This is a genomic window from Paraburkholderia sp. BCC1876 (assembly GCF_902833695.1).
Lineage (GTDB): Bacteria > Pseudomonadota > Gammaproteobacteria > Burkholderiales > Burkholderiaceae > Paraburkholderia.
The window spans coordinates 385,019-406,168 of record NZ_CADFGI010000002.1 but is presented as its reverse complement, the minus strand read 5'-3'; the positions used below and the strand labels follow the sequence as shown (position 1 = coordinate 406,168).

General features: G+C 63.2%; 14 protein-coding genes and 1 pseudogene. 7 read left to right on the top strand and 8 right to left on the bottom strand.

What is annotated here, in order from left to right; genetic code table 11:
• The first annotated feature begins 11 nt into the window (after positions 1 to 11).
• From HWY05_RS08190 to HWY05_RS08180, 3 genes are all read left to right on the top strand, one after another.
• A complete protein-coding gene (locus tag HWY05_RS08190) occupies positions 12 to 1,433 on the top strand; it encodes a collagen-like triple helix repeat-containing protein (RefSeq protein ID WP_035550874.1) in 1,422 nt (473 codons plus the stop codon).
• 306 nt (positions 1,434 to 1,739) lie between these two features.
• Positions 1,740 to 3,446, top strand: a complete 1,707-nt coding sequence (locus HWY05_RS08185) for a POTRA domain-containing protein (protein ID WP_035550877.1) — start codon at positions 1,740 to 1,742, stop codon at positions 3,444 to 3,446.
• Between the two features lie 296 nt (positions 3,447 to 3,742).
• Entirely contained in the window at positions 3,743 to 4,228 is a 486-nt protein-coding gene (locus tag HWY05_RS08180; protein WP_035550878.1) for a DUF2147 domain-containing protein, read from the top strand.
• Positions 4,229 to 4,337: 109 nt separating this feature from the next.
• Here HWY05_RS08180 and HWY05_RS08175 read toward each other — a convergent pair whose 3' ends face one another.
• From HWY05_RS08175 to typA, 6 genes are all read right to left on the bottom strand, one after another.
• Positions 4,338 to 4,787: a transposase gene (locus tag HWY05_RS08175; protein ID WP_176058003.1), complete on the bottom strand. Its 450-nt coding sequence runs from the start codon at positions 4,785 to 4,787 to the stop codon at positions 4,338 to 4,340.
• Between the two features lie 162 nt (positions 4,788 to 4,949).
• Positions 4,950 to 6,047 carry a cell division protein ZapE gene (zapE, locus tag HWY05_RS08170; RefSeq protein ID WP_035550883.1) on the bottom strand — a complete coding sequence of 366 codons (1,098 nt, stop codon included), beginning with the start codon at positions 6,045 to 6,047 and terminating at the stop codon, positions 4,950 to 4,952.
• Positions 6,048 to 6,137: 90 nt separating this feature from the next.
• The gene (lpdA, locus tag HWY05_RS08165; RefSeq protein ID WP_035550885.1) at positions 6,138 to 7,568 is read right to left on the bottom strand and encodes a dihydrolipoyl dehydrogenase; all 1,431 of its coding nucleotides are present in this window, start codon (positions 7,566 to 7,568) and stop codon (positions 6,138 to 6,140) included.
• 146 nt (positions 7,569 to 7,714) lie between these two features.
• The gene (gene odhB / locus HWY05_RS08160; RefSeq protein ID WP_035550887.1) at positions 7,715 to 8,992 is read right to left on the bottom strand and encodes a 2-oxoglutarate dehydrogenase complex dihydrolipoyllysine-residue succinyltransferase; all 1,278 of its coding nucleotides are present in this window, start codon (positions 8,990 to 8,992) and stop codon (positions 7,715 to 7,717) included.
• A gap of 146 nt (positions 8,993 to 9,138) precedes the next feature.
• A complete protein-coding gene (locus HWY05_RS08155) occupies positions 9,139 to 12,000 on the bottom strand; it encodes a 2-oxoglutarate dehydrogenase E1 component (RefSeq protein WP_035550890.1) in 2,862 nt (953 codons plus the stop codon).
• Positions 12,001 to 12,363: 363 nt separating this feature from the next.
• Positions 12,364 to 14,190, bottom strand: coding sequence for a translational GTPase TypA (typA, locus tag HWY05_RS08150; protein ID WP_176058002.1), 1,827 nt, complete (start codon positions 14,188 to 14,190; stop codon positions 12,364 to 12,366).
• Between the two features lie 344 nt (positions 14,191 to 14,534).
• On the opposite strand from typA, the gene HWY05_RS08145 reads away from it, so the two are divergent.
• The 4 genes and pseudogenes from HWY05_RS08145 to HWY05_RS08130 form a co-directional block, all read left to right on the top strand.
• The gene (locus HWY05_RS08145) at positions 14,535 to 15,053 is read left to right on the top strand and encodes a MarR family transcriptional regulator (protein ID WP_035550896.1); all 519 of its coding nucleotides are present in this window, start codon (positions 14,535 to 14,537) and stop codon (positions 15,051 to 15,053) included.
• 46 nt (positions 15,054 to 15,099) lie between these two features.
• A complete protein-coding gene (locus HWY05_RS08140) occupies positions 15,100 to 16,608 on the top strand; it encodes an efflux transporter outer membrane subunit (protein WP_176058001.1) in 1,509 nt (502 codons plus the stop codon).
• Positions 16,609 to 16,686: 78 nt separating this feature from the next.
• Positions 16,687 to 17,931 carry an HlyD family efflux transporter periplasmic adaptor subunit gene (locus HWY05_RS08135; RefSeq protein WP_035550902.1) on the top strand — a complete coding sequence of 415 codons (1,245 nt, stop codon included), beginning with the start codon at positions 16,687 to 16,689 and terminating at the stop codon, positions 17,929 to 17,931.
• 19 nt (positions 17,932 to 17,950) lie between these two features.
• Positions 17,951 to 19,525 (top strand): annotated as a pseudogene (locus HWY05_RS08130) (DHA2 family efflux MFS transporter permease subunit); the annotation flags it as partial.
• Positions 19,526 to 19,652: 127 nt separating this feature from the next.
• On the opposite strand, the gene truB reads toward HWY05_RS08130, so the two are convergent.
• Both truB and rbfA read right to left on the bottom strand, forming a co-directional pair.
• Complete coding sequence (truB, locus tag HWY05_RS08125) at positions 19,653 to 20,588, bottom strand: tRNA pseudouridine(55) synthase TruB (RefSeq protein WP_176058000.1); 936 nt, start codon at positions 20,586 to 20,588, stop codon at positions 19,653 to 19,655.
• Between the two features lie 117 nt (positions 20,589 to 20,705).
• Positions 20,706 to 21,071, bottom strand: a complete 366-nt coding sequence (rbfA, locus tag HWY05_RS08120) for a 30S ribosome-binding factor RbfA (protein WP_035550913.1) — start codon at positions 21,069 to 21,071, stop codon at positions 20,706 to 20,708.
• Between the last annotated feature and the right edge of the window lie 79 nt (positions 21,072 to 21,150).

Here is a 21,150-nt window from a genome sequence, read left to right as displayed (position 1 = left end):
AGAGGAGCACCATGTCCACTCATCGTTTTTTTACTCTCCATGCGGCGTGCGCGACCGTGTCGTCGTTGCGCGCACCGTTGATCGCCGTCGCGGTCGCCAGCGTGCTCGCCGCGTGTGGCGGCAGCACCGTCAGCGCGCCACCGACTACCTCAGGCACCGGTAGCGGCGGCGGTTCGGGTTCGGGCGGCAGCGGTTCCGGCACCGTCGCGACCACCAGCACCAGTGGCCTCGTCACCTCCGCCGCGCAAACCACCAGCGACCTCGGCAACACGATCGCCTCGACGACCATTCCCGGCCTCAGTCCGCAAGTCACGCAAGGCCTGGGCAACGCGGTGTCGAGCACCAGCGGCACGCTCAATGCGGCCGCCAACGCGGTCAGCAACGGTCTCGGCCAGATCGGCACGAGCTCTAATCCGGTCGGCGCGACCGTGGGCGGTCTCGGCTCCGTGGTCAGTTCGACGAGCGGTGTCGTGCAAGGCCTGAGCACCGCGGTCGGCGGTCTCGGCACCGGCAATCTCGCGCCGCTGTCGCCGCTCACCACGCCGTTGGCCGGCGCGCTCGCCACCACCGCCGGTGCGCTGAACGCGGGCGGCGCGACGCTCGGCAACGTGGTCAACTCCGGGCCGGTGCAACAGATCACCCAGCCGCTCAGCACCGCGATCACGCCGATCGTCACGACCGCCGGACTCGTCACGCAGACGGTCGGCACGCAGACCGGACTCGGTGCGCCGCTGGGCGGCGTGCTCGCGCAAGTGGGCGGCACGTTGAGCTCGGCCGCCTCGCAAGTGGGCGGAGCGACCAGGAATCCGGTCGGCGCGGATCTCGGCACGCTGGTCGGCTCGCTCGGCAATACCGTGACGAACGCCGGCGGCCTCGTCAACCCGAACGGCCCGAATGGCGCGATGCCGATTCCCGGTCTGATCACGAGTCTGGTCGGCAGCACCAATGTGGGCGTGGTCAATGGGCCGCCGTCCAACAGCAGCCCGCTGGGGCCGCTGCAAAGCACGCTGGCGAGCCTCGGTCTCGGCAGCAACCCGGTCGGCTCGCTGTCGACGCTGCTCGGCGGCACGCCGCTCTCCAGTCTGACGTCGGCGCTCGGCGGCACGCCGTTGGGCGCGCTGAGTTCGGGATTGAGCGGTTCGCCGCTGAGTTCGCTGACGTCGGTGCTGGGCGGCACGCCGCTGGGTTCGTTGACGTCCGCGCTGGGCGGCGCGGGTAGCGGCGCAGGTCCGCTGTCGTCGCTGACGGGCGCGCTGTCCGGCGTCACCGGCGGCGCAAGCGGCGGCGGCCAGGCGCTCGCGCCGGTCACCGGACTGGTCGGGCAACTGACCAGCACGCTCAGTTCAGCAGCCGGTTCGACGAGCGGCTCGAGCAGCCCGACGGGCGGCCTGACGACGTTGCTCGGCGGCCTGCTGCCGGTCAGCCATAAGTAGTCCACCTAACGGCATCGCTGAATGCCGCGCGCGGGGGTTATCCGGCGAGACGCACTTCTGGGTGCCTCTCGCCGGAGCGCGGAGACCAGACACATCGGGTATCGAACGAAGCAGTTTAAGCATCACGCATAAGCAGTCCGATTGATCACGTGCTCCGCGCTTGCGCCGTCGACGCTCAAGCTCCACGGAGCGCGTGACGTAATACAAGCAAGCATGGCAGTATGCGTCGAGCCACAGATAAGCGATCGCGACCCGCCCGGCCAGGCGGCACGCCGCAGCACAAGAACGGCATACGAGGAAAATCCGATGAAACTCGGGTACGGCAGCAAATGGACCATCGTGCTCGCGGCGCTCGCGGCGAGCGCCATGCAGGTGGAGGCTCAAGCCCAGGCGCGTCCGGGCGGTGCGGTCGGCGGCAATCCGCTCGACTCGCTGCCGCAGATCAAGGCGCCCGACAAAGGACCCAACGTGACCGTGCAGGTCGCGCCGCAAGCGCCCCAACTTCAGGAACTGCTCGCCCGCCATCTGACGCCCTCGCGCGTGCAGGTCGAGGGCGTGAAGTCGATTCCGTTCGACGAAGTCGCGGCGCGCTTCACGCCGCTCGTCGGCAAGGACACCACGATCGGCGATCTGATCGAGGTCGCCAACGGCGTCACCAAGCTATATCAGGATCGCGGCTATGCGCTCTCGTTCGCGTTCATTCCGGCGCAGACCTTCGAAGGCGGCGTGGTGCGCGTGACCGTGGTGGAAGGCTACGTGTCCGCGGTCAAGGTGACGGGCAAGCCCGGCGCGGTCGAAGACAAGATCCGCGCGATCGCCGACCACATCGTCGCCGACCGGCCGTTGCGGCGCGCCACCTTCGAACGCTATATCAACGTGCTCGGCCTGCTGCCGGGCGTGAAGGTCGCGGCGAACGTACCGCCGCCGCAGAACACCGACGGCGCCACCACGCTCGAACTGAACGTGGACCGCAAGCCGTTCGACGTCAGCATGGGGATCGACTTCAATCACCCCGGCGTGCAAGGACTGCTGACCGCCACGGAAAACGGCCTGACCGCGCTCGGCGAACAGTTGAGCGTGTCGGCGTTACTGCCGAAGGGTCGCGACAACGTCACCTATCTCGCCGCGCACGCGGCGGTGCCGATCGGCAGCAACGGGCTGATCGCGAAGATCGACGCGACCCACTATCGCGGCAATCCGGTCGACAACCCCGGCCTGCCCTCTTACATCGGGCGCACGGTGATCAACGACAAGGTGGGCGGCTCGCTCGCCTATCCGATCCTGTTGAGCAACACGCAGAGCGTGATCGGCACGGCGTCGGTGTACGCATCGCACGACGAGGATCGCTACAACAATACGCAAACCGGCGCGCAGATCGGTTTGCGTTCGCAGGTGCGCGTCATGCAATTGCAGGCCGATTACACCAACGTGCAGACCGGCCAGGTGCGTCGCGCGAGTATCAACGTGGCGAAGGCGTTCGATATTCTCGGGGCGTCGAAATCCGGCGACTCGAACGTGCCGGGTTCGCCGGTCACGAACCCGGCGTCGATCACCTTCGTACGCACCGGCGCAAGCTTTTCGCAAAGCAACGACTGGCCGATGAAGATCGGCACCGCGGTGTCGCTGACAGGTCAGTACAGCGCCGTCTCGCTGCCGACCTCGGAACAGATCTCGTTCGGTGCGCAACGATTCGCGCAGGGCTATCAACCGGGTGAAGCGTCGGGCGATTCCGGCTGGGGCGCGATGTTCGAAGTCAACCGTCCGTTCACGCCGGGCTTCACCTATCTGCGCACGCTCACGCCGTACGTGTCGTTCGACATGGCGCGCGTCTATCTGCATGCGGGCACGCCGTCGCCGTCGCGACTTTCTTCGATCGCGTTCGGCTTCCGCATCTCCGACGCGAAGTACTACAGCCTGGATCTGTCGGTGGCCAAGGCGATCGGCGATGCGCCGGTGGAAAGCGCATCGCGCGCGCCGCGCGTCAACGCGACGTTCTCGTACCAGTTGAATTGAGGCTCGCGCGATATGCGTTTGAGCGGTGGTTGAACGATGCCTGAACGATGCCTGAACCGCGAAAGTGCCGCGTCCTGATTAGAGGGTCCCCTATCAAACGACGCGCACACTTTCACGTATTCTGCGCTGACGATGTGCGGCCGGCGGCGCGCAACCCGCGCGCCACCACCCAGGCGAAACAGAGAACCTGAGGGGCCGGACAAGGCATCACGGCGGCGCAAACCCGGCAAGCCGCCCGAGATGCCGATAACGCTGCGCGACCATGATCGCGCTGTCTTTAATCAAGGAGGAAGACAATGATGCAATTCACACAACGCGCGCGTGCCATCGCGCTTCGCACCGCCAAACAGGCCGCACTCGCCGGCGTATTGCTGGCCAGCGCCATGACGGCCATGGCGCAAACCAACAGCCCGATCGGCATGTGGCAAACCATCGACGATCACACCGGCCAGCCCAAGGCGCTCGTGCAGATCGCACAAGACGGCGGCGGCTCACTCACCGGCAAGGTGGTCAAGGGGCTCGGACCGAACGACCAACCGGATCGCCGCTGCACCGCCTGCACCGACGCGCGCAAGGATCAGCCGATTCTCGGCATGACGATCATCAACGACATGAAGAAGGACGGCGACGGCTGGGATCACGGGCAGATTCTCGACCCGGAAAACGGCAAGCTCTACAAGTGCAAGATGCACCTGGAAGACGGTGGCAACAAGCTGGTGGTGCGCGGCTATATCGGCATTGCGCTGCTGGGCCGCTCGCAGACATGGGTGCGTCAGCAGTAAGAAAACGCGAGGCCGCTTTAGCGCGGCCTGGAATGAAGCATAAAAAAACGGCCGACGATTGCCATCGTTCGGCCGTTTTGTTTATGTGAAGTGAGGGAGATCGGTATCGTCATGCAGCGTGCTTGAAAGGCGACCCGAAGACGAATGGCGAAACCGGTAGCGGTGTCGTGGGCGCCGGTTTGTACACGCCCGGCGTGACGATGCGGCCTGGGTCGGCGTCGACGTTCTTCTGTTCCGCGCCCAGATGCGTTCTCATGCGCGCTTCCATCAAACTGCAAAGCTCTTCGCTCGCTGCGCCGAACAGTTGCTCCGTCACGCGCTTGAGCACACCCGACGCGTACCACACCTTGAAACGACGATGGCAGGTCTGGTAAGACGGATATTTGCGCGGCATGGCGGACCAGGTGGCGCCGCTATACATGACCCACAACACGCCATTCAGCACCGAACGGGTATTGGCAAGAGGCCGGCCGCGCAGTTCGGCACGCGGCCTCAGTTCGGGGAGCAACGGTGCAACGCGTTGCCATTCTTCATCATTGATATCACGGTACGGATCCATGGGTTTCTCCTTCGTCAGAACCTCGACAGAAGATATCCAGTCGTCCGCAGCCGGAATATAAGATCAATCCGAATCTTGAAAATACGTCGGCGCTCGTCGCCTGTTCGGTGAGCGGAGCGCGACCTATCGTAAAAGAATTGCCCAGCTAGTTGTCGCGACCGCTCAGGTCAGCGACGTATCCACGATCCGACGCGGCGTATCGAGGTATTCCTTCGATTGCATTTCGACGATGCGCGAGACCGTGCGCGTGAATTCGTTCGCCATCGGGCCATCGACATAGAGCTCTTCCGGCGGCACCGCCGCCGACATCAGCAGCTTCACCTTGTGGTCGTAGAACACGTCGATCAGCCACGTGAAGCGGCGCGCCTCCGACGCCATACGCACCGACATCTGCGGCACGCCGGAGAGCACCACCGCGTGAAAGCGGCTCGCCAGTTCGAGGTAGTCGTTCTGCGAACGCGGGCCGCCGCAGAGCGTCGCAAAGTCGAACCAGACGACGCCGTCCGCTTTACGCAGCGCCTTCAGCTCGCGCTTTTCGATGCGCAGGATCGGGCTCTCGTCAGGCACCGCGGCGAGGCGCGCGAACGCGTCGCGCAAGGCTTTGTCCGACGCCGCGCCGAGCGGCGTGTGATACACCTCGACCTGAGCCAGCGTGCGTTGGCGGTAGTCGATGCCGGCGTCGACGTTGACCACGTCGAGCTTGCTCTTGATGAGCTCGATTGCCGGCAGCATGCGGTCGCGATGCAGGCCGTCCGGATACAGCGTGTCCGGATCGTAGTTGGACGTCATCACGAACTGCACGCCGTTTTCGAACAGCTTGTCGAGCAGACGGTAGAGGATCATCGCGTCGGCGATATCCGACACGTGGAATTCGTCGAAGCAGATCAGCCGGTAGCGCTTCGCAATGCGGCGCGCGAGTTCGTCGAGCGGATCGGCGGTGCCTTTCAGCTCTTCCAGTTCGCGATGCACCTCGCGCATGAACTCGTGGAAATGCAACCGCGTTTTGCGCTGCACCGGCACGATCATGTAGAAGCTGTCCATCAGGAAGCTCTTGCCCCGCCCTACGCCGCCCCACAGGTAGACGCCGCGCGGCAGATCCGGGTGAATGATCAGCTTCTTGAACGCATTCGAGCGGCGCGATTTGTACTCGGTCCACTCTTCAAAACACCGCTGCAGGCGGTCGACCGCCGCGAGCTGCGCCGGGTCCGATTGATAGCCGCGCGTCTGCAGTTCTTTTTCGTAGTATTCGGTGACGTTCATTGGGTTGCTGCAAAAAAGAAAGGCGGGAGGGAATGAACCCGCCCGCCTTGGTGGTGATGCCGAATTGCGTTCAGTCAGGCGTGCGCGTGATTACATGTTCAGCGCGCGCTTGTCCACGGCCAGAGCCGCTTCGCGCATGACTTCCGAGAGCGACGGGTGCGGATGGCAAATGCGGCCGATATCTTCCGACGCCGCCTTGAATTCCATCGCCACCACGGCTTCCGCGATCAGGTCCGATGCGTTGGCCGAAATGATGTGCACGCCGAGCAGTTCGTCGGTCTTCGCGTCGGCGATCATCTTGACGAAACCTTCCGCCTTGTTGATACCCAGCGCGCGGCCGTTCGCCATGAACGGGAACTGGCCCGTCTTGACTTCGCGACCCTCCGCCTTCAGTTGCTGTTCGGTCTTGCCGACCCACGCGATTTCCGGTTCGGTGTAGATCACCCACGGAATGCAGTTGTAGTCGATATGCGGCTTCTGACCGTCGATGATTTCGGCCACCAGCACGCCTTCATCTTCCGCCTTATGCGCGAGCATCGGGCCACGCACCACGTCGCCGATCGCGTACACGTTCGGCACCGCCGTCGCGCAGTGGTCGTTGACGTCGATGAAGCCGCGCTCGTTGGCCTTCAGGCCGATCGCTTCGAGGCCGAGGTTGTCGGTGTTCGGCACGCGGCCGATCGACACGATCAGGCGGTCGGCTTCGAGCGATTGCGCGTTGCCGTCCTTGTCCGTGTAAGCGATCGTGACGTTCTTGTCCGTTGCCTTGATTTCGCCGACCTTCACGCCAACGTGAATGTCGAGACCTTGTTTCTTGAACTGCTTGGCCGCTTCTTTAGCCAGCGACTGGTCAGCCGCGCCGAGGAATTCCGGCAGCGCTTCGAGCACGGTCACGTCCGCGCCCAGACGACGCCACACCGAACCGAGTTCCAGACCGATCACGCCGGCGCCGATCACGGCCAGCTTCTTCGGTACGGTGTCGAACGTCAGTGCGCCTTCGTTGTCGGCGACGATTTTGTTGTCGACCGGAATGCCCGGCAGATGACGCGCCTTCGAACCCGTGGCGATGATCACGTTCTTTGCCGTGACGACTTCCGTCTCGCCTTCGCCGCTCACTTCGATCTGCACGCCGGCGTCCGTCTTGCCGGTGAACTTGCCGTGACCCTTGAGCCAGGTGATCTTGTTCTTGCGGAACAGGAATTCGATACCCTTGGTCATCTTCTCGACGATGCTTTCCTTGCGGGCCAGCATCTTCGAGATATCGACCTTGACGTTTTCCACGGAGATACCGTGGTCGCCCAGGTGATGCGATGCGTTTTCAAATTCTTCCGACGACGCGAGCAATGCCTTCGACGGAATGCAACCCACGTTCAGGCACGTGCCGCCGAGCTTCAGCGTGCCGGCCGGGTTCTTCCATTTCTCGATACACGCGACGGTCTTGCCGAGCTGCGCTGCGCGGATGGCGGCGATATAACCGCCGGGGCCTGCGCCGATCACGACGACGTCAAATTCTTTGGACATGACAATCCTTTTGATGGCGGAACGGCGCGCGGCCACGCTTCGAGGCGCGCGGCGTTCCTGTGCTGCGGAATGCTGGAAAGACGTAGTGCTTATATGGCGTCGACTTGTGCGATGACAAGCCGACGCCGGCCCAACCCGACTCGTGCTTACAGGTCGAGCAACAGACGAGCCGGATCTTCCAGCGCGTCTTTCATGGCCACCAGCGACAGCACCGCTTCGCGACCGTCGATGATGCGGTGGTCGTACGACAGCGCCAGGTAGTTCATCGGGCGGATCACGATCTGGCCGTTTTCGACCACAGCGCGTTCCTTGGTGGCGTGCACGCCGAGAATCGCGGATTGCGGCGGGTTGATGATCGGCGTCGACAGCATCGAACCGAACACACCACCGTTCGAGATCGAGAACGTACCGCCGGTCATTTCGTCGATCGACAGCTTGCCGTCTTTCGCCTTCTGACCGAACTCGGCGATCTTCTTCTCGATTTCAGCGAGGCTCAGCTGATCTGCATTGCGCAGGATCGGCACCACCAGGCCACGCGGCGAACCGACCGCGATACCAATGTCGAAGTAGCCGTGATAGACGATGTCGTTACCGTCGATCGACGCGTTCACCAGCGGGTACTTCTTCAGCGCGTGAACCGCCGCCTTGACGAAGAACGACATGAAACCGAGCTTCACGCCATGTTCTTTTTCGAACTTGTCTTTGTACTTGTTGCGCAGGTCCATTACCGGGGCCATGTTCACTTCGTTGAACGTGGTCAGGATGGCGTTGGTTTGCTGCGACTCGAGCAGACGTTCGGCGATACGTGCGCGCAGACGCGACATCGGCACGCGTTGTTCCGGGCGGTCCTTCAGCCACTGGTCGGCGGAGGCCGGGCCCTTGACTTCCGGCAGCGACGGCTTGGCCGCCTTCGGTGCGGCAGCGGCCGGAGCCGGTGCGGCCTTGGCAGCCGGCGCGCCGGCGGTCAGCACGTCGCCCTTGGTGATGCGGCCGTCGCGGCCCGTGCCGGCGACGTCGCCCGACGCCAGACCCTTCTCCGCCATCAGCTTGCCGGCAGCCGGCGAAGCAGCGGTGTTCGCACCCGTTGCGGAGGCGGCTTGCGCGGCCGGAGCAGCGGCTTGTGCCGGCTCAGCGACCGGAGCCGGCTTCACTTCGGCTTCGACGGCAGCGGCGCCAGCCTTGCCTTCGGTGTCGATCTTCGCGATCACCTGATCGGCGGCGACGATGTCGCCGTCGTTCGAGATGATTTGCGCGAGTACGCCGGCTGCGGGTGCCGGCACTTCGAGCACGACCTTGTCGGTCTCGATTTCGATGAGAATTTCGTCGATTGCAACAGCCTCGCCGGGCTTCTTCTTCCACTGCAGCATCGTGGCTTCCGAGACCGACTCGGAAAGCTGGGGAACCTTGACTTCAACAATAGCCATTATGAATATCCTGAATACGTATCGGGTGACGGCGCGGTGAACGACGACCGCCTGCGAACCATGCCTGCCGTTGATGAACCCTCTATGGGTTCGGTGAGCGGCGGCACGGGAAAGCGCACTGCGCTTTCCCGGTTCGTCTGTTTTGCTTATTTAGCGATCGACGAGCTCTTGAGACGGCCGAACGCGCCCTCGATAAGCGCCTTCTGCTGCTCGTAGTGCTTCGCGTAGTAGCCGACTGCCGGCGAGGCCGAAGCCGGACGGCCGCTGTATGCCAGCTTCTGTCCGTCCTTCATGCCTTCCTTCAGGTGATGCTCGATGTAGAACCACGGGCCTTGATTCTGCGGCTCGTCCTGCACCCAGACCACTTCGGTCGCGTTGTCGTACTTCTTCATTTCCGCTTCGAACTGCTTGTGCGCGAACGGATAGAGCTGTTCGATACGGATGATCGCGACGTCGTACTGCTTCGCTTCGCGGCGATGCGCGACGAGGTCGTAGTACACGCGGCCCGAGCAGGCCACCACGCGCTTGACCTTCTTCGCGTCGACCGCTTCGTCCACTTCGCCGATGATCGGCTGGAACGCGCCCTTGGCCAGTTCCGACAGATCCGACACGGCTTCCTTGTGGCGCAGCAGCGACTTCGGCGTCGCGACGATCAGCGGCTTGCGGAACAGGCGGATCATCTGACGGCGCAACAGGTGGAAAATCTGCGCCGGCGTGGTCGGTTGAACGACCTGCATGTTGTGATCCGCGCACAGTTGCAGGAAACGCTCGATGCGTGCCGACGAGTGTTCCGGACCCTGGCCTTCGTAGCCGTGCGGCAGCAGCATCGTGAGACCCGACACGCGGCCCCACTTCACTTCGCCCGACGAGATGAACTGGTCGATCACGACTTGCGCGCCGTTCACGAAGTCGCCGAACTGCGCTTCCCACGCGACGAACGTATTCGGTTCAGCGGTCGAGTAGCCGTACTCGAAACCGAGCACCGCTTCTTCCGACAGCACCGAATCGATCACGTTGAACTTCGCCTGACCTTCCGCGATGTTCTGCAGCGGCACGTACGTGCCGTCGTTCCAGCGTTCGCGGTTCTGATCGTGCAGCACCGAGTGACGGTGCGTGAACGTGCCGCGGCCCGAGTCCTGACCGGTCAGACGCACGGCATAGCCGGACGCGACCAGCGACGCGAATGCCAGGTGCTCGCCCATACCCCAGTCGAGCTTGGCTTCGCCACGGCCCATCGCGCGACGGTCGTTGAGAACGCGCTCGACCAGCGGGTGAACCTTGAAGTTTTCCGGCACCGTGGTGATGCGTTCGGCGAGGCGCTTCAGTTCCGCGAGCGGCACGGCCGTGTCGGCTGCGTCGGTCCACTTGCGGTTCAGGAACGGCACCCAATCCACCGCGTACTTGCTCTTGTAATTCGACAGGACCGGGTCGACCGTGTGGTGACCTTCGTCCATGGCCTTACGGTAGGCCTTGACGAAATCGTCGCCTTCTTCCGCCGTGATCACGCCTTGTTGCACCAGCTTTTCAGCGTACAGCGCGCGCGTGCCCGGATGCTTGGCGATGGTCTTGTACATCAGCGGCTGCGTGACCGCCGGCGTGTCCTGCTCGTTGTGACCCAGCTTGCGGAAACAGACGATGTCGACGACCACGTCTTTGTGGAACTGCATCCGGAAGTCGATGGCCAACTGCGTAGCCAGCACGACCGCTTCGGGATCGTCGCCGTTCACGTGCAGCACCGGCGCTTCGATCATCTTGACCACGTCCGAGCAATACAACGTGGAGCGCGAGTCGCGCGGGTCCGACGTCGTGAAGCCGATCTGGTTGTTGATGACGATGTGCAGCGTGCCGTGCGTGCCGTAACCGCGCGTTTGCGCGAGGTTCAGCGTTTCCATCACGACGCCCTGGCCGGCGAAGGCCGCGTCGCCGTGGATCTGCACCGGCAGCACTTGCAGGCCGCTGTCGTCGCCGCGACGGTCCATACGGGCCTTCGCCGAACCTTCGACCACCGGGTTGACGATTTCGAGGTGCGACGGGTTGAACGCGAGCGACAGGTGAACCGGGCCGCCTTCGGTCGAGACGTCCGACGAGAAACCCTTGTGGTACTTGACGTCGCCGGCCGGCAGGTCGTCGACGTGCTTGCCTTCGAATTCGGCGAACAGGTCCGCCGGCATCTTGCCCAGCGTATTGACCAGCACGTTCAGACGGCCGCGGTGGGCCATGCCGATGACGATTTCCTGAACGCCGTTGGCGCCGCCGTGACGCACGACTTCGTCCATCGACGCGATGAAGCTTTCGCCGCCTTCGAGCGAGAAGCGTTTCTGGCCGACATACTTGGTGTGCAGGAAGCGCTCGAGGCCTTCCGCGGCCGTCAAACGGTTCAGGATGTGCTTTTTCTTGTCGTTCGAGAAATTCGGCGTCGAACGGATCGACTCGAGCTTCTCTTTCCACCAGCGCTTCTGTTCCGGATCGCTGATGTACATATACTCGGCGCCGATCGTGCCGCAGTACGTGTCACGCAATGCCTTGACGATCTCGCGCAGCGACGCGCGCTCGAAACCGAAATACAGGTTCGTGGCGCTGAACTCCTGGTCCAGGTCGGCTTCGGTGAAGTCGTAGAACGCGGGTTCGAGTTCGGGAATAGCGGGACGTTCGCGGCGCTTCAGCGGATCGAGATTGGCCCATTGCGAGCCGAGGAAGCGATATGCGCCGATGAGGGACTGCACATAGACTTGCTTGCGTGAGGTAGCGAGATCTTCGCCGCCGGTCGCAGCGCGCGGGATGAAGGCGTTAGCCTTGGCCCGTTGAGCAAACGATTCGACGATCGGGCCGTGGGCCACGTCGTTGGCATTGCTGCCGTCCGATGCAGGAACATTCTGCAACGCGTCGAAATAGCTGCGCCAGTTCTCGGGCACTGACGCCGGATTGTCGAGATACGCTTCGTACATTTCTTCTACGTACGGAGCATTGCCGCCGAACAGATAAGAGTTCGACTGGAATTGCTTCATCATTTTTACGCTCACCTTTCTTCGAGTTTCTCGAGAAATAGCGGGTTACAGAACCTTCCGCGACACGGCCTGACCGTTTGGCGGATTGCGCGAATCAAGTCTTGCTTGGAAGGACCTAAAACTTTGCACCCGGGGAGCATATCACAGAACCGATACTCCAGATAGCAGACGGATTGCCGCTCAAGCCTTTTCTGACGGGGCTTTCGGGCTACTTTCAAGATAGGTAACAGTCTCCTGCGGCAAACGCGGCCAATTGGCCAGCAGGTTGCATCAGCCTGCATGGGAGCAGAAACGGCAAAAGCCACCCGAAGGTGGCTTTTGCCTGACAGCGAACCGGGTTTGCGCCCGGTTGTCTGCGGATATTGCTTAGTCCACTGCGCCCTTACGGCTTGCGCTACGGCGCTCGTGTTCCTTCAGGTAACGCTTGCGCAGACGAATGGATTGCGGCGTGACTTCGACGAGTTCGTCGTCGTCGATGAATTCGACCGCGTATTCCAGCGACATCTGGATCGGCGGCACGAGGCGCACCGCTTCGTCGGTACCCGACGAACGCACGTTGGTCAGTTGCTTGCCCTTGATCGGGTTCACGACCAGGTCGTTGTCACGGCTGTGAATGCCGATGATCATGCCTTCGTACAGCGGCTCACCCGGCGACACGAACATACGGCCGCGATCCTGCAGCTTCCACAGTGCGTACGCGACAGCCGCGCCGTCGTCCTGCGAAATCAGCACGCCGTTGCGACGCTCGCCCACCGCGCCTTCACGAACCGGCTGGTACGAGTCGAACGTGTGGCTCATCAGGCCCGTGCCGCGCGTGAGCGTGAGGAATTCCGACTGGAAGCCGATCAGGCCACGCGCCGAAATACGGTACTCAAGACGCGTACGACCACGGCCGTCCGACGCCATGTCGAGCATTTCGCCCTTACGGCGGCCCAGCTCTTCCATCACGCCACCCTGGTGGCCGTCTTCCATGTCGACGGTCAGGTTTTCGTACGGCTCGTGCTTCACGCCGTCGATTTCCTGCATCACCACGCGCGGACGCGACACGGCCAGCTCGTAGCCTTCGCGACGCATGTTTTCCACCAGAATGGTCAGGTGCAGTTCACCGCGGCCCGCCACTTCGAACGTGGTTTCGTCGCCGGTTTCTTTCACGCGCAGCGCCACGTTGTGGTTCAGTTCCTTCATCAGGCGGTCACGAATCTGACGGCTCGTAACGAACTTGCCTTCGCGGCCGGCCAGCGGCGACGAATTGACGAGGAAGTTCATGGTCAGCGTCGGTTCGTCGACGGTGATCATGGGCAGCGCGTCCGGTTGTTCCGGTGCGCAGATGGTCACGCCGATACCGATTTCTTCGATACCGTTGATCAGCACGATGTCGCCGGCTTCAGCCGACTCGACCTGCACGCGCTCGAGGCCCTTGAACGACAGCACCTGGTTGATCTTGCGGTTCAGGATCGCGCCGTCGGGGCCCGAACGAACGGCGACCGACATACCCGGCTTGATCGTGCCGCGCGTGATACGGCCCACGCCGATACGGCCGACGTACGACGAATAGTCCAGCGACGTGATCTGCAGTTGCAGCGGCGCAGCCGGATCGGCCGGGCGAACCGGAACGTGTTGCAGCACGGCTTCGAACAGCGGACGCATGTCGCCTTCGCGCACGTCCTGCGTCAAGCCCGCGTAGCCGTTCAGGCCCGACGCGTAGACGATCGGGAAGTCGAGTTGTTCGTCGGTTGCGCCCAGCTTGTCGAACAGGTCGAACGTCTGGTTGATCACCCAGTCGATCCGCGCGCCCGGCCGGTCGACCTTATTGATCACGACGATCGGCTTCAGGCCGAGCGCCAGCGCTTTCTTGGTCACGAAGCGGGTTTGCGGCATCGGGCCTTCGACCGCGTCCACCAGCAGCAGCACCGAGTCGACCATCGACAGCACGCGCTCCACTTCGCCGCCGAAGTCGGCGTGGCCCGGCGTGTCGACGATGTTGATGTGCGTGCCTTCGTACTCGACCGCGCAGTTCTTCGACAGAATCGTGATGCCACGTTCTTTTTCGATGTCGTTCGAGTCCATCACGCGCTCGACGACCTGCTGGTTGTCGCGGAACGTGGCGGTCTGACGGAGCAGTTGGTCGACGAGCGTAGTCTTACCGTGGTCGACGTGGGCAATGATGGCGATGTTGCGTAGGGCGCGGGTCATAGGAAACCTGGAGACAGTTGGAGTGCGCCGCTTGCTTAGCCGGTTACTTATCGGTTGCCAGATAAACCACGAAACCACGACAAGCCCAAAGCGCACTTTTGGGAACCCAACATTATAGCACGCAGAAATGAAGCTATCTCGTATTCCCTGATTGCGCGAGCGGCCTTGGCGCGCGCGGGCGCAGAACACCCTGCCCGCGCGGATCGGCGCAACCCTACGCAAAACCGCGCGCATCATGCCTTGAGCCGTAAGGGATCCTTGCCTAAGCTGTAATAACGCTTGCCGCGTCAACCAACGGACCTCTATACTCCTGCCTAGTCAACCATTGCATTCGCACGAGAATCATGACGGAGCATTCTCCTACTCCCACGCCGGACCTCAGCCAATATCAGCTAGGCGAAAGCGTCGGCTATCTGCTGTCGCGCGTGAAATCGACCATGTCGAACCTGATCACGCAACGCAGCATGGCCGAACTGGGCATCACCAGCCAGCAGGGCAGCATCCTGTTCATGGTGGCGAGCGGCAAATGCCTGCTGGCGGCCGAACTGGCGCGCGAATACGGCATCGACGCAAGCGCCGTCACGCGTCTGGTCGACCGGCTGGAGAAGCGCGGTCTGCTGACCCGGGTGCGCAGCAACGAAGACCGGCGCGTGGTACGCCTCGCGCTGACGCCGGAAGGTCACGCGATCGCGGCGAAAATGCCGGCCATTTTCAACGGTGTGCTGGACGACCTGCTGAACGGCTTCACGCCGGAAGAAGTGGGTTTTCTGAAGAGCATGTTGCGCCGTGTGCTCGTCAATTCCGGTGAACAAACGGGACTAACCCGTGATGCAGCAAGCAATTTCGACAGCAAATCGTCATAGATTGCTTGCAGTGTCCATCATTAAATTCCACTCAAAGAGTCGAGCGATGAAATCCCTTTCCCTGTCCGCGTCCGCGCTTTCGCGCCGGACCGCTGTCGCCGCCGCGGTGACGGCGCTCGCCCTCACGGGGTGCGCGAACTACTTCGGCATGAAAAGCGACAAGCAGATCTCGTCGCCGGCTCAGTACGAGTCCTCCCAGAGTCTGTCGGGCCAGGGCGGCCAGTGGCCGTCGCTCGACTGGGCCGACCAGTTCGGCGACCCGCAGTTGCCCAAGCTGATCGCGGAAGCGCTGGAAGGCAGCCCGTCGATCGCGCAGGCGCAGGCACGGCTCGCGAAGGCGTCGTCGTATATCGAAAGCTCGCGCTCGGCGCTGTATCCGAAGGTGAACGGCAGCTATTCGTGGACCCGCGAACTGTTCTCCGGCAACGCGCTCTACCCGCCTCCGTACGGCGGCACCTGGTATAGCGAAAACAACGTGCTGGCCAGCGCGTCGTGGGATCTCGACCTGTGGGGCAAGAATCGCCAGCGCCTCGGTCAGGCCGTGTCGCAGGAAAAGGCTGCCGAGGCCGACATGCAGCAGGCGCGCGTCACGCTCGCCGCGTCGGTGGCGAGCTCGTATAACCAGCTCGCGCAGCTCTATGCGTTCCGCGACATCGCCGCGCGCGAAATCGCCAACCGCCAGGATATCGGCCGCATTACCAACGGTCGCGTGGCGGCTGGTCTCGACACCAATGTTGAGCGGCAAACGGCGAACGGCAACATCGCGACCAGCCAGTCGAATTTGACCGACCTCGACGGCCAGATCACCGTGGTGCGTTACCAGTTGGGCGCGCTGCTCGGCAAGGGGCCGGACCGCGGCCTGCAGATCGACAAGCCGGTGCTGACCAACGGCAACGCCGTGGCACTGCCGGATAACCTGCCGGCCGACCTCGTCGCGCGTCGTGCGGATATCGTCGCCGCGCGCTGGCAAGTAGAAGCCGCGATGCACGACGTGAAGGAAGCCAAGGCCGAATTCTTCCCGGACGTGAATCTCGCGGCCGGCGTCGGCTTCGACGCGTTCGGCTGGGGCCGCTTCCTCAAATCCGGCAGCCGTCAGATGCAACTCGGCCCGGCGATCCATCTGCCGATCTTCGACGCCGGCGCGCTGCGCTCGCAGTTGAAGGGCCGCTTCGCCGATTTCGATCTGGACGTGGCGAACTACAACCAGACGCTGATCAGCGCGCTGTCGGACGTCGCGACGCAAGTCTCGTCGATCCGTTCGATCGACCAGCAGTCCGGCGACGCCCAGCGCGCGCTCGACGCGTCGACCAAGGCGTACCAGCTGGCCGTGATCCGCTACAAGGCCGGGCTGTCGCCGCAGTTGCAGGTGCTGACCGCCGACCAGAATCGCCTCGCCGCCGAACAGACGGTCACCAGCCTGAAGATGCGCCGCCGCGATATGCAGATCGGCCTCATCAAGGCGCTCGGCGGCGGTTTCGACGCGACGCAAACCGGCCTCGTGGTGCCGACCGATGCCCCGGCATCGGCCACCGCCGCGACCGCCGCGGCAAACTGAACGCAGCGCACGAAGCCACACCGAACACGCAGAACATCCGAATAAACGACGACGTTCAAGAGAACCCGGAGCACATCAATGAGCACCCCCCAGCAGCCCGCGGCTAACCCCCAACCGGCCCAACCGGCGAACAACGGCAAACGCAAGCGCATGATGACGCTGCTCGTCATCGTGATCCTGATCGCCGCGATCGCCTACGGCCTTTACTACTTCCTCGTCGCGCGCTTCCACGAAGACACCGACGACGCCTACGTGAACGGCAACGTGGTGCAGATCACGCCGCAGGTCACCGGCACCGTGGTCGCCGTGAACGCGGACGACACGCAAACCGTCAAGGCCGGCGATCCGCTGGTCGTGCTCGATCCGGCCGACGCGCGCGTCGCGCTGGAACAGGCTGAAGCGAATCTGGCGCAAACGGTACGCCAGGTGCGCGGCCTGTTCGCCGACGACAACCAGTACGAAGCGCAAGTCGCCCAGCGCCAGTCCGATCTGTCGCGCGCTCAGGACGACCTGAAGCGCCGTCTGGCCGTCGCGCAGACCGGCGCGGTGTCGCTGGAAGAAATCTCGCACGCCCGCGACGCCGTGAAGAGCGCGCAAGCCTCCGTCGACGCCGCCCAGCAACAACTGGCGTCGAATCGCGCGCTGACCGCCAACACCACGATCGCGAATCACCCGAACGTACAGGCGGCCGCCGCGAAGGTGCGCGACGCGTACCTGAACAACGCGCGTAACAACCTGCCGGCGCCGGTCACGGGCTACGTCGCGAAACGTTCGGTGCAGGTCGGCCAACGCGTTTCGCCGGGCACTCCGCTGATGGCGATCGTGCCGCTCGGCGGCGTGTGGGTCGATGCGAACTTCAAGGAAGTGCAACTGAAGTACATGCACATCGGCCAGCCGGTCGAACTGACGGCCGACGTGTACGGTTCGTCGGTCGTGTACCACGGCAAGGTGGTCGGCTTCTCGGCGGGTACGGGTTCGGCGTTCTCGCTGCTGCCCGCGCAGAACGCCACCGGCAACTGGATCAAGGTGGTGCAGCGTCTGCCGGTGCGGATCGCGCTCGACCCGCAGGAACTTGAAAAGCATCCGCTGCGGATCGGCCTGTCGATGCAAGCCGACGTCAGCATCAAGGACCAGAGCGGCGGCCAGCTCGGCGAAGCGCCGAACACGGTCTACCAGACCAACGTGTTCGAGAAGTACGGCGATCAGGCCGATGCGGAAATCGCCCGCATCATTGCGGAAAACGCCGGCCCGAACGGCGGCACGCCGAAGCCGGCTCAGGCAGCCGCGGCGGCCCCGGCCAAGCCCGCTGCGAAACTGATGTAAGCGGCGCGACGATTCATACAAGGTTTTTTTAATGGCTCAGGCTCAGGCGCAAGTCCCTCACCCGCCGCTCGAGGGCGCGCAACTGGTGATCGGCACCATCGCGGTGTCGCTTGCCGTGTTCATGAACGTGCTCGACACGTCGATCGCCAACGTGTCGATTCCGTCCATTTCGGGCGACCTCGGCGTGTCGTCCGACCAGGGCACGTGGGTGATTACGTCGTTCGCGGTCGCCAACGCGATCTCCGTGCCGCTGACCGGCTGGCTCACCCAGCGGTTCGGCCAGGTGCGGCTGTTCATGGCGTCGATCATTCTGTTCGTGATCTCGTCGTGGCTGTGCGGCCTCGCGCCGACGCTGCCGTTCCTGCTCGCCTCGCGCGTGCTGCAAGGCGCGGTGGCCGGCCCGATGATTCCGCTGTCGCAAACGCTGCTGCTCGCCAGCTATCCACGCGCCAAGGCGCCGATGGCTTTATCGATGTGGGCGATGACCACACTGATCGCGCCGGTGGCCGGGCCGATTCTCGGCGGCTGGATCTCGGACAACATTTCGTGGCCGTGGATTTTCTACGTCAACATTCCGGTCGGCGCGATTGCCGCCGGGGCAACGTGGATGATTTTCCGCAACCGCGATTCGGAGATCAGAAAAGCACCGATCGACGGCGTCGGTCTCGGCCTGCTGATCCTCTGGGTCGGCTCGCTGCAGGTCATGCTGGACAAGGGCAAGGATCTCGACTGGTTCTCGTCGACGACCGTCGTCGTGCTGGGGCTCACCGCAGTGATCTCGCTCGCGTTCTTTATCGTGTGGGAATTGACGGCCGAGCATCCGGTGGTCGATCTTTCGCTGTTCAGCCGGCGCAATTTCACGAGCGGCACGATCGCGCTGTCGATCGGATACGGGCTTTATTTCGGCAACCTCGTGTTGCTGCCGTTGTGGCTGCAAACCGATATCGGCTACACCGCCACCGAAGCAGGTCTTGTGATGGCGCCGGTCGGCGTGTTCGCGGTGCTGCTGTCGCCGATTACCGGCAAGGTGTTGCCGCGCACCGATCCGCGTTATATCGCGACGCTGTCGTTCCTCGTGTTCGCGCTGTGTTTCTGGATGCGCTCGCGCTATACGACCGGCGTCGATACTTATTCGCTGCTGGTGCCCACGTTGATTCAGGGGATCGGCATGGCCGGGTTCTTCATCCCGCTGGTGTCGATCACGCTGTCGGGCTTGCCGGGCAACCGGATTCCGGCGGCGTCGGGTCTGTCGAATTTCGTGCGGATCATGTGCGGCGGCATCGGCACCTCGATCTTCCAGACCGCTTGGGATCACCGCACGATCATGCATCACGCGCAACTGGCCGAGCAGGCGAGCGCCTATAACCCGGTGTTCGATCAGTCGATCCGGCAGATGGGCGCGGCCGGTTTCAGTCAGCCGCAAGCGTATGGTCTGTTCAATTCGATGGCCACGCAGCAGGCCGCGCAGTTGGGCGTGAACGATCTGTTCTTCGTGTCGGCGGGGATTTTCGTCGCGCTGATCGCGCTGATCTGGATGGCGCGGCCGGAACGTGCGGGTGGCGATGCGGGTGCCGCGGCCGCGGCGGCGCATTGAGATTCGGGTTGGTTACTGCGCTGTAGAGACGACGTAACCCGATGTGAAAAAAGGCGGGACCGCCTGGTAGCGGTCCCGCCTTTTTATTTGCGGCGCGTATGTCTGGTTGCTGCGGTCAGCGAGCGGCTTAACTCTGCGCGGTGACCACCAGCCGTTCGGGCGCCAGCACACCCTCACCCGGCTTCGCGACGCCAAGCAGACGGCCTTCCGCTGCATACACTCTGACGCGCGGCGCATTCGCTGCGTCGCTGCTAATGCTCAACTCGGACAGCTTCAGCCGCTGACCGTGCAAAAAGCGGCGCGTCGCGTCTTCGTTCAGCTCGACGGACGGGAACGTCGACAACAACGCATCCACCGGCTGCAGCCACGCGTCACGCTCGGCTTCCGTGGCGTCGGACAACGCGTCGAGCGTCACCGAATTCTCCAGCGTCAGCGCACCCACACCCGTACGCCGCAACGCGACCAGATGCGCGCCGCAACCCAACGCTTCGCCGATATCTTCGGCCAGCGTACGCACGTACGTTCCTTTGGTGCAGGTCACGCGAAACGTCACATCAGGCAGCGCGCATGCGAGCAGCTCGAGCTTGAGGATCGTCACCTGCCGCCCTTCCCGCTCGACTGTCTGGCCGGCGCGCGCATATTCGTACAACGGTTTGCCGTCGCGCTTGAGCGCCGAATACATCGGCGGAATCTGGGTGATCTCGCCGAGAAAACGGCTCATGGCCGCCTGAACCGCGGCCTCGTCGCACGTCACGGCGCGCGTGTCGATCGCTTCGCCTTCGGCGTCGCCGGTGGTCGTGCGAATACCGAGGCGCATGGTGGCCTCGTAGGTCTTGTCGGCTTCGAGCAGGTCCTGCGAGAACTTGGTGGCTTCGCCGAAACACAACGGCAGCAAACCAGTGGCGAGCGGATCGAGCGTGCCGGTATGGCCCGCCTTTTTCGCCAGATAGAGACGCTTCGCGCGAATCAGCGCGTCGTTGCTCGACAGGCCGAGCGGCTTGTCGAGCAGCAGCACGCCGTCGAGCACGCGACGCGGCACGCGGGGACGTTGAGGTGCGGTCATGTCAGAAAGACGGAGTCTTCGATGGATACGGAAAACGACGCTGGGTGCGGCGTGGGCTGATGCTTTCGGCTTCGGCTTCGGCGCCGTAAGCAGCCTAAGCCGCAACTCACAGCGCACTCAGTCTTCTTTCGCGCGACTGGCGTTGGCTTCGTCGATCAGCTTCGACATCTCGACAGCCCGCTCGATCGTCTGGTCGTAGTGGAAATGCAGCGTCGGCACCGTATGGATATGCAGAAGTTTGAACAGCTGATTGTGCAGATGACCGGCCGCATGCGTGAGCGCTTCGAGCGTCTGTTGCGGGTCGCCGGTCAACGTCGTGAAATAGATCTTGGCGTGCGCATAATCCGGCGTCAGTTCGACACTTTGAATCGTGACGATACCGATACGCGGATCTTTGACCTCGCGCAGCAGAACGGACAGATCGCGCTGGATCTGATCGGCGATCTGCACGTTGCGATTGGGAGAAGTACGTTTTTTAGGCATGGTGTTATGTGATCCGCTTAGGCGGATGCAAAAAAGTGGGTCGCGCAGCTGCGGCCTGCCGATGGTTCGTGGAGCGACG

What these genes read in the sequence shown, in the direction of transcription:
- HWY05_RS08190 (WP_035550874.1), top strand. Translation starts at nt 12, where the DNA reads ATGTCCACTCATCGTTTTTTTACTCTCCATGCGGCGTGCGCGACCGTG.
- HWY05_RS08185 (WP_035550877.1), top strand. Translation starts at nt 1,740, where the DNA reads ATGAAACTCGGGTACGGCAGCAAATGGACCATCGTGCTCGCGGCGCTC.
- HWY05_RS08180 (WP_035550878.1), top strand. Translation starts at nt 3,743, where the DNA reads ATGATGCAATTCACACAACGCGCGCGTGCCATCGCGCTTCGCACCGCC.
- HWY05_RS08175 (WP_176058003.1), bottom strand. Translation starts at nt 4,787, where the DNA reads ATGGATCCGTACCGTGATATCAATGATGAAGAATGGCAACGCGTTGCA.
- zapE (WP_035550883.1), bottom strand. Translation starts at nt 6,047, where the DNA reads ATGAACGTCACCGAATACTACGAAAAAGAACTGCAGACGCGCGGCTAT.
- lpdA (WP_035550885.1), bottom strand. Translation starts at nt 7,568, where the DNA reads ATGTCCAAAGAATTTGACGTCGTCGTGATCGGCGCAGGCCCCGGCGGT.
- odhB (WP_035550887.1), bottom strand. Translation starts at nt 8,992, where the DNA reads ATGGCTATTGTTGAAGTCAAGGTTCCCCAGCTTTCCGAGTCGGTCTCG.
- HWY05_RS08155 (WP_035550890.1), bottom strand. Translation starts at nt 12,000, where the DNA reads ATGATGAAGCAATTCCAGTCGAACTCTTATCTGTTCGGCGGCAATGCT.
- typA (WP_176058002.1), bottom strand. Translation starts at nt 14,190, where the DNA reads ATGACCCGCGCCCTACGCAACATCGCCATCATTGCCCACGTCGACCAC.
- HWY05_RS08145 (WP_035550896.1), top strand. Translation starts at nt 14,535, where the DNA reads ATGACGGAGCATTCTCCTACTCCCACGCCGGACCTCAGCCAATATCAG.
- HWY05_RS08140 (WP_176058001.1), top strand. Translation starts at nt 15,100, where the DNA reads ATGAAATCCCTTTCCCTGTCCGCGTCCGCGCTTTCGCGCCGGACCGCT.
- HWY05_RS08135 (WP_035550902.1), top strand. Translation starts at nt 16,687, where the DNA reads ATGAGCACCCCCCAGCAGCCCGCGGCTAACCCCCAACCGGCCCAACCG.
- truB (WP_176058000.1), bottom strand. Translation starts at nt 20,588, where the DNA reads ATGACCGCACCTCAACGTCCCCGCGTGCCGCGTCGCGTGCTCGACGGC.
- rbfA (WP_035550913.1), bottom strand. Translation starts at nt 21,071, where the DNA reads ATGCCTAAAAAACGTACTTCTCCCAATCGCAACGTGCAGATCGCCGAT.